General features: G+C 66.2%; 14 protein-coding genes. 7 read left to right on the top strand and 7 right to left on the bottom strand.

Features of this window, described 5'->3' with window-relative positions; genetic code table 11:
• Window positions 1–9 precede the first annotated feature (9 nt).
• A complete protein-coding gene (gene ugpC, locus FJ425_RS22175) occupies window positions 10–1,086 on the bottom strand; it encodes a sn-glycerol-3-phosphate ABC transporter ATP-binding protein UgpC (RefSeq protein WP_140726071.1) in 1,077 nt (358 codons plus the stop codon).
• Window positions 1,087–1,539: 453 nt separating this feature from the next.
• Window positions 1,540–2,139: a DUF922 domain-containing protein gene (locus tag FJ425_RS22170; protein WP_140726068.1), complete on the bottom strand. Its 600-nt coding sequence runs from the start codon at window positions 2,137–2,139 to the stop codon at window positions 1,540–1,542.
• A gap of 118 nt (window positions 2,140–2,257) precedes the next feature.
• Here FJ425_RS22170 and FJ425_RS22165 point away from each other — a divergent pair, with 118 nt between their 5' ends.
• From FJ425_RS22165 to FJ425_RS22150, 4 genes are all read left to right on the top strand, one after another.
• Window positions 2,258–2,491: a hypothetical protein gene (locus FJ425_RS22165; protein ID WP_140726065.1), complete on the top strand. Its 234-nt coding sequence runs from the start codon at window positions 2,258–2,260 to the stop codon at window positions 2,489–2,491.
• Window positions 2,492–2,577: 86 nt separating this feature from the next.
• Window positions 2,578–3,675 carry an NAD(P)/FAD-dependent oxidoreductase gene (locus tag FJ425_RS22160; protein ID WP_140726062.1) on the top strand — a complete coding sequence of 366 codons (1,098 nt, stop codon included), beginning with the start codon at window positions 2,578–2,580 and terminating at the stop codon, window positions 3,673–3,675.
• A 202-nt stretch (window positions 3,676–3,877) separates the two neighbouring features.
• Window positions 3,878–4,507 carry a glutathione S-transferase family protein gene (locus FJ425_RS22155; RefSeq protein WP_140726059.1) on the top strand — a complete coding sequence of 210 codons (630 nt, stop codon included), beginning with the start codon at window positions 3,878–3,880 and terminating at the stop codon, window positions 4,505–4,507.
• Between the two features lie 115 nt (window positions 4,508–4,622).
• Window positions 4,623–4,850 (top strand): hypothetical protein, encoded by a 228-nt coding sequence (locus tag FJ425_RS22150; RefSeq protein ID WP_140631530.1) that lies wholly within the window; start codon window positions 4,623–4,625, stop codon window positions 4,848–4,850.
• Window positions 4,851–4,889: 39 nt separating this feature from the next.
• Here the strand turns inward: FJ425_RS22150 and FJ425_RS22145 are convergent, their stop codons facing one another.
• Window positions 4,890–5,891, bottom strand: coding sequence for an aldo/keto reductase (locus FJ425_RS22145; RefSeq protein ID WP_140726056.1), 1,002 nt, complete (start codon window positions 5,889–5,891; stop codon window positions 4,890–4,892).
• A 131-nt stretch (window positions 5,892–6,022) separates the two neighbouring features.
• Between FJ425_RS22145 and FJ425_RS22140 the strand changes: the two genes are divergently transcribed.
• A complete protein-coding gene (locus tag FJ425_RS22140) occupies window positions 6,023–7,174 on the top strand; it encodes a hypothetical protein (RefSeq protein ID WP_140726054.1) in 1,152 nt (383 codons plus the stop codon).
• Window positions 7,167–7,904 carry an ABC transporter ATP-binding protein gene (locus FJ425_RS22135; protein ID WP_140726051.1) on the top strand — a complete coding sequence of 246 codons (738 nt, stop codon included), beginning with the start codon at window positions 7,167–7,169 and terminating at the stop codon, window positions 7,902–7,904. Before FJ425_RS22140 ends, FJ425_RS22135 begins: the two co-directional genes overlap by 8 nt.
• Window positions 7,905–7,968: 64 nt before the next feature.
• Here the strand turns inward: FJ425_RS22135 and FJ425_RS22130 are convergent, their stop codons facing one another.
• From FJ425_RS22130 to FJ425_RS22115, 4 genes are all read right to left on the bottom strand, one after another.
• A complete protein-coding gene (locus FJ425_RS22130) occupies window positions 7,969–8,466 on the bottom strand; it encodes an N-acetyltransferase (protein WP_140631517.1) in 498 nt (165 codons plus the stop codon).
• 134 nt (window positions 8,467–8,600) lie between these two features.
• The gene (locus FJ425_RS22125; RefSeq protein WP_140726048.1) at window positions 8,601–9,806 is read right to left on the bottom strand and encodes an NAD(P)/FAD-dependent oxidoreductase; all 1,206 of its coding nucleotides are present in this window, start codon (window positions 9,804–9,806) and stop codon (window positions 8,601–8,603) included.
• Between the two features lie 267 nt (window positions 9,807–10,073).
• Window positions 10,074–11,336, bottom strand: coding sequence for an NAD(P)/FAD-dependent oxidoreductase (locus tag FJ425_RS22120; RefSeq protein WP_140631512.1), 1,263 nt, complete (start codon window positions 11,334–11,336; stop codon window positions 10,074–10,076).
• Window positions 11,333–12,865 carry a formyl transferase gene (locus FJ425_RS22115; RefSeq protein WP_140726045.1) on the bottom strand — a complete coding sequence of 511 codons (1,533 nt, stop codon included), beginning with the start codon at window positions 12,863–12,865 and terminating at the stop codon, window positions 11,333–11,335. Before FJ425_RS22115 ends, FJ425_RS22120 begins: the two co-directional genes overlap by 4 nt.
• A 238-nt stretch (window positions 12,866–13,103) precedes the next feature.
• Here FJ425_RS22115 and FJ425_RS22110 point away from each other — a divergent pair, with 238 nt between their 5' ends.
• A complete protein-coding gene (locus FJ425_RS22110; protein ID WP_140726042.1) occupies window positions 13,104–15,197 on the top strand; it encodes a Wzz/FepE/Etk N-terminal domain-containing protein in 2,094 nt (697 codons plus the stop codon).
• The last annotated feature ends 55 nt before the right edge of the window (window positions 15,198–15,252 follow it).

Raw genomic sequence — 15,252 nt, 5'->3', positions numbered from 1 at the left:
CCTGGTTTTTTATCGCGCCGTCTCGATTCGCTTGCCGGTCTCGCCGTCGAACAGGTGGATCGGACCGGGGTCGACCGACAGCCGAATGGTTTCTCCCGGCGCGAAGGAATGGCGCTCGCGGAAATTGGCGACGATGTCCTCCCCGCCGACCGTGCGGCCGATGATCTGCACTTCCGATCCGGTCGGCTCGATCACCGCCACCTTGACTGGAATGCCGTCGTCGGCCAGCCGCAGATGCTCGGGTCGTACTCCGAGCACCATGGCTTCGCCGCTGCCGATCGAGAGAGGCTTCCGCAGAGGCACGGAAATGCCGCCCGCGCCCCTGAACGACGGTGGGCCATCATTGGCGAATGCGCCCTTGAGCAGGTTCATGGCGGGCGAGCCGATAAAGCTTGCCACGAACAGGTTGTTCGGCCGGTCGTAGAGCTCGAGCGGCGGTCCGATCTGCTCGACGAGGCCGTCATGCATGACCACGATCTTGTCCGCCATGGTCATGGCCTCGATCTGGTCGTGGGTGACATAGACCGTCGTGGTCTTCAGCCGCTGGTGCAGCTCCTTGATTTCGGCGCGCATCTGCACCCTCAGCTTTGCGTCGAGGTTCGAGAGCGGCTCGTCGAACAGGAACACCTGCGGATTGCGCACGATTGCCCGGCCCATCGCGACCCGCTGGCGCTGGCCGCCCGAAAGCTGGCGCGGATAGCGCGACAAAAGCGGCACCAGCCCGAGGATTTCGGCCGCCCGCTTCACGCCCGAATCGCTGTCAGCCTTCGGGACACCCTTGAGCATGAGCGAGAACGCCATGTTCTCGGCAACCGTCATATGCGGGTAGAGCGCGTAGTTCTGGAAGACCATGGCCACGTCGCGCTCCTTCGGCGCAACGTCGTTCACGATACGGCTGCCGATCGAGATATGGCCGCGCGAGATTTTTTCCAGGCCTGCAATCATCCTGAGAAGCGTCGATTTCCCGCAGCCTGAGGGCCCGACCAGCGTGACGAACTCGCCGTCGTCTATATCGACGCTGACGCCATGCAGGATCTGGGTGGTCCCGAACGATTTGTAGACATCGCCAATCGCGACAGACGCCATCGAACTCCTCCCGATGGTCCCTGCGAAGTCCCGCGGGGAGCCGTTCCAATCAAGGTGTGGCTGAAACGGATGCCGGCAAGCACCCACCACTGGCGTCGGCGACGTTTGCCCCAGCTCCCCCCGGGTCACGCGACTGTGAAACGGTAGCGCTACCACATCCGCCTGTAAAGCGGCGGCGCGCCTTGCTTACTTTTGTCTTTGAAGACAGTTGAGCGAAGGCTGCGCTGAAGCGAAGTGGATCCAGCCAGTCGCCGGAGGGCGGCCGATTGATCTTCAAACGCCGCCGATGGATATTAGGCATCGTTAATGTAATAGATTTCAGCGTGTCCGAGAAAAGCCGAATCATGCCGATTTACATCGCCAACGGGATTGGTCGTTATCCATCCAGGACGCGCGCATTACTTCCGCCATAGCGCAGGGAGCGGGCTGTCGCTGCCGCTCTTGCCTTCGTTCTCAGCCTCCGCCCAGAAACGCCGCGATCAGCTTCAGCATGTTGCCATCCTGCCCGAACTCGATCTTGTCGAAATCGCGGCTGCCCTGGCGCTGCGCCTTCGAGAGCTGGTCGAGATAGGCCGTCAGCTCCGCCCGGACCTTCTTGCAGCTGGGATCGTTCTGAGCGGTGAGGCCAGTGCTGAAGGCGACGATCTTGTCCACCATGTCGACGATGCCGGCGCCATGCACCTTCTCATGCGCGATCAGCCCGGCGGCGAAGGCGTCCCAGCGCGTTTGCAAGGCTGAGCCAAGTTTCCCCGCCGGCTTGGGCAGCGTATAGGTGATGATCAGCTTCGGCCGCGCCGTCCTCAGCACGCAGGCGCCGCCTTGCGGCTGGTAGTCGCGCTGCCAGGTCAGCTTGAAGAAAGTATGCGCGATGACGCGCCGTTCGTTGCCGGCCGAATCCTTGCCGATCACCGGTCCCTTCTCCCCGATCGAGAGGTAGAGCTGTTCCGCGCTTTCGCCTGAGACGGCATAAGTCTCGATTTTCTCGACGGGCTTCCAGTCGGCGAGCGCCGGCGTGGACGAAAGCAGGGCGGCGAGGAGGAGGGCGGGCTTCATGGGGCGAGCCATAGCACCGGGCCTCGTTCCGAAGAAGCCGGCCCACGGATTTTTGGAACCCGCTCCGCTCGTCAGCCGTTCCCCTGGGCAATCATCCCGACCCATGGGGGAGGACAAGATGACCCGCAACGACATCATTTCCGTGCTTGGACCGGTCGACGAGGCCGTCATCGCCGACATCGCGCTCACCGGCGCCAGTCTTGAGGAACTGCGCGAGGCCTTCGCCTGGATCGGCGCCGACGAGGCGCTGGTCAATGAAGGCCGCGCCATGCCCGGCGTCCGTGTGGCGAAACTGATCGAGATCCTCGAACCACCCGAGGATGAGCCCGAGGCGCCGGGCGCGATGGAGTAGGGCGGCTGCCCATAGGTGCTTCTCCCTACTTGCCCCTCGAACCTCTCCTGTCATAGTTTTTGCTGCTTTGGCGGGAGGAAAGCAATTTGGACACCAATGTCGTCATCGTCGGCGCCGGTCCTGCCGGGCTCGCCGTTGCTGCCTGCCTCAAACAGGCGGGGCAGGATTTCATCATCCTTGAAAAGGCCCATGAGGTGGCGCCAGCCTGGCGGCGACATTACCGGCGGCTGCATCTGCACACGGTGAAATCCTTCTCGTCGCTGCCCTTCGTGCCGTTCCCGAAAAGCCACCCGCGCTACGTGCCGCGCGAGAAGGTGGTCGCTTATCTCGATGCCTATGCCGGGCGTTTCGGGCTCAAGCCGCGCTTCGGCGTCACCGTCAAATCGGTCCGCCGCGAAGGCGAGCGTCTGCTGGTCCAGACCGATGCCGGGCTGTTCAACGCGCGCAAAGTTGTGGTGGCCACCGGCAACAATGCCGAGCCGATCACACCAAGCTTCCCGGGCATCGAAGCCTTCACTGGCAAGGTGCTGCATAGCGCCGCCTATACCGAGGCCGCGCCTTACGTCGGCAAGGACGTGCTGGTCGTCGGCATGGGCAATACGGGCGCGGAGATCGCGCTCGACCTGGCTGAAAGCGGCGCCAGGCCCACAATCTCGGTGCGCAAGGGCGTCCACATCGTGCCGCGCCAGCTGTTCGGCGTGCCGATCCAGATGGTGGGCATCGCCAGCCGGCCGATGCCGCAGGCGCTGAACGACTGGATATTCCCAAAGATCCTCGATCTGGCGCTGGGTAGGCTGGAGAGATACGGCATCGTGCGGCCGCGGCAGGGCATCATGCAGGGGATCGAAGCCGGCCGCATTCCGGTGATCGACGTCGGCACGGTGGCGGCGATCAAGGCCGGCCGGATCGGCATCGCACCGGATATCGCAAGCTTCACCCGGGACGGTGTGAAATTCGCCGACGGGGTGGAGAAGAAATTCGACGCGGCTATTTTCGCCACCGGCTACCGCCGGGCCTATGATGGCTTCCTGCCGGCGGAGCTCAGGCCGGACAAGAGTGGCGTAAACGCCCGCGCGACCGAGCTCGGCGTCTATCTCGTCGGCTTCTACAACCCGGTCACCGGCCTGCTGCGCGAGATCGGCATCGAGGCGCAGGCGGTGGCGAAGGATATTGCGAGGCGGTGAGAGGCGACGGCCACCTTCCTGCAACGTTGACGATTGGCGAAAGCCGGCGTGACATCTAATCTCCCCCCTTGAGGGGGAGATGCCCGGCAGGGCAGAGAGGGGGGCCTCGCTCAGACCTTTCTGTGCTGATCTGCGCCCGCCTGAATCGGGTGGCACCTTTCACCGCGGCATGCCAAGCCAGTCCCACCAACGGAGGACCGCCATGCTCACGCTCTACGACTACCTGCCGTCGCAAAATGCCTGGAAGGTTCGCGTCCTGCTCGGCCTGATCGGCATCGCCTACGAAACCTGCATCATCTCGATCTTCGAGGGCGAGAGCCACACCGAGACGTTCCTGACGCTCAACCCGGCAGGCGCAGTTCCGGTGCTCGGGCTGGACAATGGCGAGGCGATCGCCGAGTCGAACGCGATCCTTGCCTATCTCGCCGAGGGCACACCTTACCTTCCGTCGGACCGCTTTGCCCGCGCCAAGGTGATGCAATGGCTGTTCTTCGAGCAGTACCATATCGAGCCGGTCATCGGCTCGCTGCGCTACTGGACGCTGACCGGCCGGCTGGAGCGTAACCAGGCGATGGTTGCCGGCAAGCGCGAGGCGGGCGTGCGCGCGCTCGGCGCGCTGGAGCGCAGCCTGGCCGGCACGCAATTCCTGGTCGGCAATGCGCTCACCATCGCCGACATCGCCGTCTACGCCTACAGCCACCGCGCCGAGGACTGCGGTTTCTCGCTCGCCGACTATCCCGCGGTCGATGCTTGGATGGGACGCGTCAGCGAGGCGATCGGTCCGGACTATCCAGTGTATCCTTACAGCATCGATCCGCATTCGCACGCCTGAGCCGCCGGAACACAGCGGCGGACGGGGCGTTTTCCAAAGGCAGCGTGTCGTGCGTCGCCCAATCGGCGCCCGCCTGTTTCGCGTTGCGTTCCAACCAGAGCCATGGAGGTCCGCAATGGTTCGCACCATCCTCGCCGCAATCCTCGCCACCGGCATCATGAGCCTGCCTGTCATGGCAGCCGAGCAATACTGGGTCGCCAGGGACGCCGTGTCGAAGCAATGCGAGATCGTGCCGAAGAAGCCCGACGGCACGCTTGTCGTCGATCTCGGCAAGAAGAAATACGCCAGCGAGGGTGAGGCGAGGAAGGCGATGGAGGCGATGTCGGACTGCAAGAAAAAGTAAGGCCGTTGCCCAATCCTCCCGAGGGAGATTAGCCAGCTTCTACCGGTCCACCAGAGACATCGTCCGCTCGTTGTAGCGCGGCCCTGACACCTTGTCGGGCGTCAGCGCCATGTCGAGCCCCAGCATCTCGGTGGCGTCGAGCGCGATGTCGGCCGCCGCGACGTTCTCCTCCAGATAGGTCCGGCGCTTGGTGCCGGGGATCGGCACGATGTCGATGCCGAAATCCGGGCCTTTGGCGAGCAGCCAGGCGATCGCGATCTGGCCGGGCTTGACGCCCTTTGCCGCGGCGATGTCGCGCACCGTGGCGGCCGCCGCGACATTCAGGTCGAAATTCTCGCCTTGGTAGCGTGGATCGCCGCGGCGGAAATCGCCTTCGGGGTAGTTTTCCGCGCGCCTGACGTCGCCGGCCAGGAAGCCGCGGCCGAGCGGCGCGAACGGCACCAGGCCGATGCCGAGCTCCTTCAGCGCCGGGATGATCTCGGGCTCGAGGTTGCGTTCCCACAGCGAATACTCGCTCTGCAGCGCCGAAACGGGATGCACGGCATGCGCGCGGCGGATGTTGCCAATGCCCGCCTCCGACAGGCCGAAGAAGCGCACCTTGCCCTGCGCCACCAGTTCGCCGACCGCGCCCGCGACATCCTCCATCGGCACGGCGGGGTCGACGCGGTGCTGATAGAGGAGGTCGATGCGGTCGGTGGCGAGTCGCGAGAGCGAAGCGTCGACCACCTCGCGTATATGCTCGGGCCGGCTGTCGAGCCCGGCCTGCTTGCCGCCGGCGATGCGGAAGCCGAACTTCGTCGCGATCGTCACCTGATCGCGCCGCCCTTTCAGCGCGCGTCCAAGCAACTCCTCATTGACGAAGGGCCCATAGACTTCGGCCGTGTCGAGAAAGGTGCAGCCGAGCTCGATCGCCCGGTGTAGCGTGGCGATAGACTCCGCCTCGTCGGCCGGGCCGTAGGCCTGGCTCATCCCCATGCAGCCGAGGCCGATGGCAGAGACTTCGAGCCCTTGGCTGCCGAGTTTCCGTTTGCCGAGGCTCATGCGTCTTGCTCCGCCGAATTTTCGATCCGGCTAAATTATAGGGCCGGACGTCAATGCGTCCAGCGCTGGCCCTATTGACGGCGTAATCGTCGCCATCCTTGCCGGTGGCGATTCCACTGTGGTGACGGCCAATGCGGCACGACAGGCTTGTCCTGATATTGCTCTGGCGCGAGCTCGTCGCCGGCTTGCGCGCGATGCGACGCCGCGATCTTGCCTGGATTGCGTTCGGCGGCGGCGGACTGGCGGCCTATGCGGTCGCCGATGTCGTGGTTGCCCTGCATGCCGGCGCGGCGAGACTGCGCCACGACCAGCTTCTGTGGACTCTCGGGCTGCCGCTCGCCTTGGCCGTTCTCGGAACGGCCGCCGGCAATGCGGTGGCCGGGCTCTGCCTTCAACGCGCCTTCGCGCCCTTCCTCAAAGCGCTGCCGCTTGCGCCCCGGCGGCGCCGTCGCATGGCGGGCGAGGCAACATTCGCGCTTGCGGTGCCGCTTGGCGCTCTGATTGCGATTTCGGTCGGCTTCGCCTGCGCCGTCATCGGAAAGCCGTGGGCGCCGGTCTGGGGCCTGAGTGCGGCGATCCTGTTTGCCTTGGGCTTCGGCACGGCGGCCCGGTGGCGTCTGCGACGGCCACGTCTTCTTCTCGAAGGGGCGGGAAGCGAGAGGGCGCCGATTGGAAGGCCCTGGATTCGCCGCCTCGACCAGGCGCGTCCGAGCTGGCTTTCCAGTTGGGCCTGGAAGCTGCCGGGCGGCCATATGCGGCCGTCATGGAAGTTGGCGGCTGCCTGCCTGCTGCCGGCAGTCGCCGCCATCCTTGGCGCATGGGCCAGCCTGGCCGGCCGCACGGCGGGGCCGGCGGCGATGGCGGGTCTGGCCGGCGGCATTCTCGTCTTCATGCTCAGCCTGCGCTGCCAGCCGCTCGGCTCGCCGGTGCTGCGCACGGCGCCCATCGGCTTTACCCGCGTGTGGCTGCGCCTGGTGCGGCTGCCGCTGCAATTGTCGCTCGCCTTCTTCCTGCTGCCGGCGGGCGCAGCACTTGCGGCCGAGCCGTCGGCATGGGCCGTGCCGGTGGCGGGCGGGTTCTGGCTGCTGGTGCTGAACGGCATCTATGCGGTGTTCGGCGCCTATTTCCTGAATGCGCCCTTCGTCGCCATGCTGAGTTTCGCCGGCGCGCTCGCCTATGCCGGCTACGAGACGTTCGAATATGGCCGGACCGTGCTGATCGGCCTGGCCGCGCTGGTGTTCTTCCTGTGGCACCGAACCCGACAGAGGTATCGCAATGGATGAAGTTCTCGCCGTCAGCGAACTCAGCGCCGGCTATCGCGGGCGGGCCGTGGTTCAAGGCATCGATCTTTCGCTCCGCCGGGGCGATATTCTCGGCCTGCTCGGCGCCAATGGCTCAGGCAAGTCGACGCTCATCAGGGCGATCACCGGCCAGATCCCGTTGATCGGCGGCAGCGTGGCGATCGACGGCATCGACCTCGCCGCCGCACCGGAACGCGCCAAGGCCGGCTTCGGCCTTGCCATCGAGCCGCATGAATTGCCGACCCCGCTCTCGGGACGACAGTATATCGAGCTCGTCGCGTCGATCCGCGGCTGCGCGCCAAACGACCTGCCAAGCGGCGATCTGCTGGAGCGGCTGGACCTCGGGCGCTGGATCGAGCGTCCGATCGCTGAATATTCGCTTGGCACGCGAGCCAAGGCCGCGATCGTCGCCGCACTCCTCGGCCGGCCGCCGCTTCTGATATTCGACGAGACGCTGAACGGCCTCGACCCGGTCGCGGCCTGGGAGGTGAAGCGCATCATCGCCGCGCTCTGCGCGAGCGGCCGTCACTCCGTCATCGTCTCGACCCATGTGGTGGAGGCGGTGCCGACGCTCTGCAATCGCGCGGTGCTGATGGCTGACGGAAGCCTGGACCGGAGCTGGGATGCGGCCCAGCTGGCCGAAGCGGGCGGGGCGCCCGGCGCTTTCGAGGAAAGCGTCATGCAGGCGCTGCGCGTGCGGGCCGCTGCCTGATCTAGAGCAATTCCAGGAAAAGTGTGAGCGGTTTTCCGCCTGGAATTGCGGCAAAAACAAAGCTCTAAGCCATCGGCAACATGCGGCGCATGATCAGCGAAGCATGGCCGCCGACGCCGTGGGCCGCTTCCCGGCGTTCGACCACTTCGAAGCCGTGCTTGCGGTAGAAGGCGATCGCGCGGTCGTTGCCTTCTATCACCTCCAGCGCGATGCTGGGGATGCCGGCATGCGCGGCAAGCACGGCATGCAGCAGGTCGACCGCGAGGCCGCTGCCGAACGCCTGCGGCTCGATGTGGAGCCGCTGCAGCATCACATCGCCTTTCCCGTCCATCGCCGCCATGGCGTAGCCGGCAATCGAGCCGTCGGCGCGCTCGGCGACGAAGGACATCTTGTCCTCGTCGTCGAGCTCCGCCGCGAGCCTTTCCGGCGCGTGCCTTTCATCGGAGAGCCTGGCCACGGCCTCGTCGCCCATGATCGGCGCATAGGTCCGCCGCCACGATTGCCCGAGCAGCCGCGACACATCGGCAAGGTCATTCCTCGTCATCGCCCGGATGCGGGTCATGGTCGCCATCCTTGTTGGAGTCTGAAGATAGGGCGAAGCGATGGGTACAGCCAATCTCCCCCTTGTGGGGAGATGCCCGGCAGGGCAGAGGGGGGTGCTGTCGCGCCGGCCCGTCCGCGCTTGGGATCTCCGCTTTACGCCGCGCTCTGTGCCGGCAATTCTTCGCGACGGCGGAACCTGCGCCCAATGATCATCAATTGGCGCGCGGTGTTGTTGCGCAGGCGGCGCAGCCGCCATTCGAGCCCCGTCTCGATGGTGATGCGCTTGGCGTAGATGCTGGAGCGCATGCTGGCTTTGTCGGTCGCGACCTTCACCGGATCGTCGTAGAAGGCGCAGATCTTGTTGGCGTCCATGCCGGGCGTCGAGAGCCATTGCGGGATGTAGGTCGAAGCCAGCCGGTCGACGTCGGTCACCACCCGGTTGATGCCGATGCCGGGCGTCGGGCATGTCGTCCAGAACGCGTCGCCGATGGTGACGACGCCGGCGCGGCGGTGCTGCCTTGTCGTCGTCAGGCTGACCTGCCTCACTTCGACGGGGCCGGCGACGGCGAAGTTGCCGCACTGCCTGGCGATCTCCGGCATCAGCTGGCAAAGCATTTTCTGCGGATTTTCGCGGAACGCCCGCGTCCATTCCTCGGCCACGGTGCGATAGACGAACATGTTGCCCCGCATGCGGTCGCCGATCGGGAAGACGCTGAGATAGGCGACACGATCCGCCGGGTTCCTGGCATAGCAGGCGACGGCGGGGTAGGCGCATTGCCGCGGCGCGATCGCGAGGTCGAATCCGATCGATAGCGAATGTGCCTTCGATTCCTCGACGCGCTCGATGCCGATGGCGCGCCGCACCGCCTCGCCGTAGCCGGTGGCCACCACCAGCAGGCGGGCATCGATGACGGAACCGTCGGTCAGCGCCAGGCGCTGCCGGTCCGGCCCGGTCGAAACCTCGGCGACCTTGCCCACCGTCAGCGGTACTTGCCGAGGCAGGGCCTGCCGCATGCCGTTGACCAGCGCGCCGTAGGAGAAGGCAAATTCCCATTTCCGTTCGCGCCGGAAGAACTGGCCGAGGCGGAAGACGTGAATGTCGGTCATCGGTGTGACCAGAGGCCTGATGGCAGGGCCGAGGCCGAGCTTCTCGAACACCTGCATCTGCTTCATGCCGATCTTCTCAGCCCGGAACTCGTCGTGATGCACCAGATGCGGGTCGATCAGCGCCACCTTGCGGCCGGCTTTGCCCAGCACCGCGGCCAGGCTCGTGCCCGCCAGCCCGGCGCCAACGATCGCCACTTCGACTTCGGCCGCGCCAGCCTGGCCGGCCGTTTCGCGCCCTTGTGCGGTGCTCATTCTTCTGCTCCACAGCCTTCGGCGGAATATCGCGAGTAGCCGAAACACTCTCAAGCAACCCGGACGCGAGCAGGGTAGCAATGAAAAATTAGGTTAATCCGGTGACACCGCCCTTACTTGCCGCCGCTCGTTAGCCCGCCGCCGAGCCGGCAGCGGGCCATTGGAGCGACGGGCGTGCTGTCCCGCCGAGCAGGAGACACTGCTCGCCACGATCTAAACCAGCTTTGCCAGGGATCGCGACTTACGGATTGGTAAGATCGCTCACGATCATGTTCCCAGGCTGGCCGGTGCCTTGCCGGTTTGGTCGAAAGCAGTTCCCTCTGGGCCAGGTCCGGCGTCACCCGATTTTCCCGCCTCGCGGAATCGACGGGCAAAGATCATCAAGCGCCGCGCGGTGTTGTTGCGCAGGCGGCGCAGCCGCCATTCAAGCCCCGTCTCGGTGGTTATCCGCTTTGCGTAAATGCTGGCGCGCATGGCCCTGGCGTCGGCGGCGATCTTGGTCGGATCGTCGTAGAAGGCGCAGATCTTGTCGGCCGCCATGCCGGGCGTCTCGAGCCAGGCGGGGATATGCGTCGAGCTGAGGCAATCGACATCGGTCAGCACCCGGTGGATGCCGTCGCCTTGCGCCGGGCAGGTCGTGGCGAACGCATCGCCGATGAAGACGACACCGTCGCGCCGATGGCCCTGCGTCGTTGTCAGGCCGACCTGCCTCACCTCGACCTCGCTGGCGACGGCGAAGTTGCAGCATCGAGCCGCGATCTCCGGCATCAACTCCAGGAGCATCTTTTGCGGGTCCTCGCGGAACGACCGCACCCACGGATCGGCGACGGTCCGGTAGACGAACATGTTCGCGCGCATCCGCTCGCCGATCCGGAAGATGGTAAGAAAGGCAATGCGATCGGCGATCCGCCTTCCGTAGAAGGTGAGGGACGGCAGGCCGAATTCCTGCGGCGTGACCGCGAGATCGAACCCCAACGTCAGCGAATGCGCCTTCGATTCCTCGACGCGCTCGACGCCGATCGCGCGCCGCACCGCCTCGCTATAGCCGGTGGCCACCACCAGCAGCCGGGCATCGATCACGGAGCCGTCGGTGAGCACCAGCCGCTGCCGGTCCGGTCCCGTCGAGACCTCCGCGACCTTGCCGATCGTCAGCGGCACTTGCGGAGGCAGCGCCGCGCGCAGGCCGTTGACCAGCGGCGTGTAGGAAAAGGCGTACTCCCAGCCTCGCTTGCGCTCGAACAGCTGGCCGAAGCGGAAGACATGGACGTCTGTCATCGGGGTGACGAGAGACCTGAAAACCGGGCCGAGGCCGAGTTTCTCGAACAGTCCCATCTGCTCCGCGCGAGTTTTCTCGGCCCGGAATTCGTCATGATGGACACGATGCGGATCGACCAGCGCGATCTTGCAGCCCGCCTTGGCGAGCGACAGCGCCAGCACGGTTCCGGCGAGCCCCGCGCCGACGATCGCCACTTCGACCTCGGCCTGGCTGGCCGGCACGGCGGTTGCTTCGCGGTCCTCTGCGATGCTCATGTCTTTTCTCCACCGCCCTTAGGCATGGAATCCTGCCTCTGCATGCGTTTCCAGCGCGGCGCCATTGCCGAACCATCTATGAATTCCATCCCGCCCGCTTCGTTCAGTGTATGCAGCTTGCGTCCGGCCCAGCCAGCGCCAGGATTGACGATCGTTTCGATGACCTGTTCCATGCCGCCATCGTCGAGCTGCGTGACACGCGCGATGCCGAGCGCGGCGCCATAGCTCCTGCGGCAGTCCTGCACCGGGCGAAGGAGTTGGCCGCCGCGGCTGACCATACGGCCCGCCGGCCGCGCCGAGGCGATGTCGATCATAATCGGGTTCTTCGGGTGCGGCGTCCACGGCCCGCGGAAATCCGGCGCCGACCACAGATGCAGTTGGTCCGAGAAGGCGCCGCCGCCGTCGCGTACGGTGGCGAACATCCACCAGCGCCCGCCATGCTCGACAAGCGTGGCGTCGCTGGCGACGATATCCGACAGGAGCGTCGCTTCCTTGACCCAGCCGCCCGGGAAAGCGGTGGCGCGGTAGAGGTCGACGGTCCGGTTGGCGGAGCTTTCCGGCACCATCCACATCTCGCCGTCGCGCTCGAACACGAAGGGGTAGGAGAGGTGGTAGGGCAGCTCCAGAACCGGCTTCGGAGTGCCGACTGGTCCAGATGCGCCAAACGCCACTGCCGACAGGATCGCCTTGCCGGTGCGATGGATGTAGTCCTCGACGAACAGCGTCACCTGGCCGCGGTAAAGCACGGGGAACGGGTCGGCGTAGAAGCGGCTGCCGTCGTCCGGCAAATCGCGCCAGCCGGATTGCGGATGGGCGCGCAGCTCGTAGAGATCCTTGCCGCCGGTCTCGCGCCAGCCGACCCGCCAATGCGGGGCGTTGTAGCACAGGTGATAGATCTGCTGGATGATGCGGCGTGCCGTCGCCTTGGCCGCACGCACACCGAGCTTCGTGGCTGGCGGCATGGCTGGCGGCGCCGTCTCAGATGGCGGTTCGGGCAGCACCGGAAGCGATGAGCGGGCGGCGCCGTTGACCGCCGCGACGATCAGGCTGGCGCTGCGCGCCAGCATGTCCTGGAAGGAAGCCAGCGCGATGCCGTGATATTCGGTGCCGAGCCGTCCCTCGGCGACTGTCGCGCCGTTCTGTTCCAGGCGGGCCAGCGGCGTGCGGCCGGCAAGGATCAGCGCCAGGAGGGCCTGCTCGCCGCAGACGCTGTCATAGGCGAGCCGCCAGACCCGTCTGCCCTGCGGCTCGACGTCGCCGATGAGATCGATAGTGAGGTCGGCCGGCGCGGACGCTCTCGCATGGCCGGCCAGTGCCGAAAGCGGCACACGCCTGGCCGTCCCATTGGCGGGCAGGCGATGGATCAGCGTCTCAAGCTGGAACAGCGCTTCGGCTGCGCGCGGCACGCCGCCCGCCGCCGGACGGCCGTCGACCGCAAGCTCCACGCCAGGCAGCAGCGACAACCGCTCGGCCAGCGCTACATGAAAAGCGCGCACGCAATCGCCGTCGAGGCGCAGGGTCAGGCGCATCGCCAGCCCCGGCCACATCCGGTGCCGCCGACCCGGCTGGCCAGATCAAATTCCCGCCGCATGCGCACGATGTCTCCAATTTAGGCTGCACTTAGATTCTACTGCGTTGGTGCAAACTTCGTGCCAGAGCGGCCTCAATTTATGAACATAATTAACAGTGTTTTAATCGTTGCCGGGAATAGCTAGACCAACGCCGCATTTCTCGTTGCCGGCCGATGGAGCGTTCTCGGAGCGACCTTTGCAATCACCCCTGCTCATGGTGCCTCAGCAAAACGCTCCGGAGGCGATCGCGCCGGCGCCGGCCTATTACGCGCCTGCGCCCGCGCCCGCTACGGTCGAGCTTGGCGATCTCGGCCGCATCCTGCTGCGCCGCCGCAAGCTGATCTTCGCCACCGTCGCGCTGCTCACCATCGCAACGCTGATCTACGCCTTCCTGACGCCGGCGCTCTATTCCTCGACGGCGCAGATCATCATCGATCCGCAAGACCTCCAGGTCGTCACCAACGACGTCAATCCGAGCCGCATCTCGCCCGATGGCGGCATCACCCAGGTCGAAAGCCAGGTGAGCGTGGCGCAATCGAACGGCGTCCTGCTGCGCGCCATCAAGGCGACCAACCTGACCGAGAACCCAGACTTCAACGGGCAGGGCGGGCTCGGCGGCTGGCTGGGCATGTTCTTCGGCTCGGGCGACGGCGACAGGACAGCCGAAACGCTCGACGCGCTGCGCCGCCGCCTGGCGGTGAAGCGCGACGACAAGGTGCTGGTGCTCAACATCATCATCACGGCCAAGAGCGCCGACCTGGCGGCCGAACTCGCCAACGCCATCGCGCAGGCCTATCTCGATGACCAGGCCGAAGCGCGCTCGAAGGCCGCGGCCGACGCCTCCGACGCGATCAGCGCCCGGCTGGAAGACCAGCGCAAGCGCGTCGAGCAGGCTGCCAACGCGGTCGAGACCTACAAGGCCGAGCACAACATGGTGATGGCGGCCGGCAATTTGGTCAGCGATCAGGAACTGACCGACCTCAACACGCAATTGACAGCCGCCCAGACCCGTACCGCGCAGCTCAAGGCGCAGGTCGACCAGCTGCGCCGGCAGGGCGGCGCGCCTGACGCGACATCGGAAGCGATGCGCTCGCCGGTGATTGCGAGCCTCAGGGCGCAGGAGGCGACGCTGGTCGACCAGATATCGCAATTCGGCACCGAGCTCGGGCCACGCCACCCCTCGATGATCTCCGCGCAGCAGCAGCTCAGCGATCTGCGCAAGCTGATTTCGCGTGAGCTCGGCCGCCTCGTTACCGCCGCCGAGACCGACTACGAGCGCGCTTCGGCCAACCAGAAGGCGCTGGAGGCCAAGGTGGCGTCCCTGAAAGGCAAGTCGCTCGACACCGACCAGGCCTCGGTCAGGCTGCGCGAGCTGCAGCGCGATCTCGACGCCGTACGCACCGTCTATGCCAATTACCTGCAGCGGGCCCAGGAAACGCGCGAGCAGACCAACGTCAACAGCACCAATGCCCGCATCATCTCGCAGGCCATGCCGGCGCTGAAGAAGAGCTGGCCGCCGAAGGGGTTGCTTGTGTTTGGCGCCATCTTCGGCGGGCTGGCGCTGGGCGTCGGCATGGCGCTGATCGCCGAATATCTCTCGCCGACCGTGCTGTCCGCCAACCAGATGCAGTCGGCCATCGAGGCGCCGGTGCTGGGCGTTCTGCCGGGCAGGGGGCGCCGCCGCTCCGGCGCTGCCGCCCAGAAGACCGACGCCGTGGCCGGGCTCGCGCTGCAGCGCATCGCCGCCGCTACCAGGCGCCCGCCGGACTGGCCGCTGGTACCCTCCATCCTGGTGGCGTCGCCGCCCGAGGATAAGGCTGAGCGGTCGAGGGTGGCATGGCAGCTCGCCAACGCGGCGGCGGCCAGGGGGCGCCGCGTGCTGTTCATCGACATCAATGCCGGCAAGGGCCAGAAGGACCCGCAGCCCGGCGTGCTCGACGTGCTGCGCGGCGAATATCCGCTTGACGCGGTCAGCCGCTATGCAACGGGCAGTTCCGTGGCGCTGGTCAGCCGGGGGCGGCCGACCGCGGTGTTCCAGGAAGCGCAGGCGCTCTATTTCGCCCATCGCATGTTGGCCAAGGCCAATCACAGCTTCGAGCTCGTCGTCGTCGACGGCGGCGCGCTTGCCGACGACCTCAACGTCCTGCCGCTGGTCGCCATGGCCGACGAGATCCTGCTCGTCGCCAGGCTGAACGCGACGCCGATGCGCGACGTCGCCGCGACCTCGGAAGCGGTCTCCGTCATGGGGCGGCTGCCGACCGGCGCCATGCTGGTCGACGAGGCGGCCTGACATGGCCTCGATCCTGGCTGGTCCCGCCCGGCCTGTTCCGGCTTCGGGCTATGGC

The sequence above is a fragment of the Mesorhizobium sp. B2-7-2 genome (assembly GCF_006440775.1).
Lineage (GTDB): Bacteria > Pseudomonadota > Alphaproteobacteria > Rhizobiales > Rhizobiaceae > Mesorhizobium.
The sequence above is the reverse complement of the archived record's forward strand: the minus strand, read 5'-3'. Positions and strand labels throughout refer to the sequence as shown.

Excerpts from the sequence above, each read along its gene's own strand:
- ugpC (WP_140726071.1), bottom strand. The coding sequence starts at position 1,086 with ATGGCGTCTGTCGCGATTGGCGATGTCTACAAATCGTTCGGGACCACC.
- FJ425_RS22170 (WP_140726068.1), bottom strand. The coding sequence starts at position 2,139 with ATGAAGCCCGCCCTCCTCCTCGCCGCCCTGCTTTCGTCCACGCCGGCG.
- FJ425_RS22165 (WP_140726065.1), top strand. The coding sequence starts at position 2,258 with ATGACCCGCAACGACATCATTTCCGTGCTTGGACCGGTCGACGAGGCC.
- FJ425_RS22155 (WP_140726059.1), top strand. The coding sequence starts at position 3,878 with ATGCTCACGCTCTACGACTACCTGCCGTCGCAAAATGCCTGGAAGGTT.
- FJ425_RS22150 (WP_140631530.1), top strand. The coding sequence starts at position 4,623 with ATGGTTCGCACCATCCTCGCCGCAATCCTCGCCACCGGCATCATGAGC.
- FJ425_RS22145 (WP_140726056.1), bottom strand. The coding sequence starts at position 5,891 with ATGAGCCTCGGCAAACGGAAACTCGGCAGCCAAGGGCTCGAAGTCTCT.
- FJ425_RS22140 (WP_140726054.1), top strand. The coding sequence starts at position 6,023 with ATGCGGCACGACAGGCTTGTCCTGATATTGCTCTGGCGCGAGCTCGTC.
- FJ425_RS22135 (WP_140726051.1), top strand. The coding sequence starts at position 7,167 with ATGGATGAAGTTCTCGCCGTCAGCGAACTCAGCGCCGGCTATCGCGGG.
- FJ425_RS22130 (WP_140631517.1), bottom strand. The coding sequence starts at position 8,466 with ATGACCCGCATCCGGGCGATGACGAGGAATGACCTTGCCGATGTGTCG.
- FJ425_RS22125 (WP_140726048.1), bottom strand. The coding sequence starts at position 9,806 with ATGAGCACCGCACAAGGGCGCGAAACGGCCGGCCAGGCTGGCGCGGCC.
- FJ425_RS22120 (WP_140631512.1), bottom strand. The coding sequence starts at position 11,336 with ATGAGCATCGCAGAGGACCGCGAAGCAACCGCCGTGCCGGCCAGCCAG.
- FJ425_RS22115 (WP_140726045.1), bottom strand. The coding sequence starts at position 12,865 with ATGCGCCTGACCCTGCGCCTCGACGGCGATTGCGTGCGCGCTTTTCAT.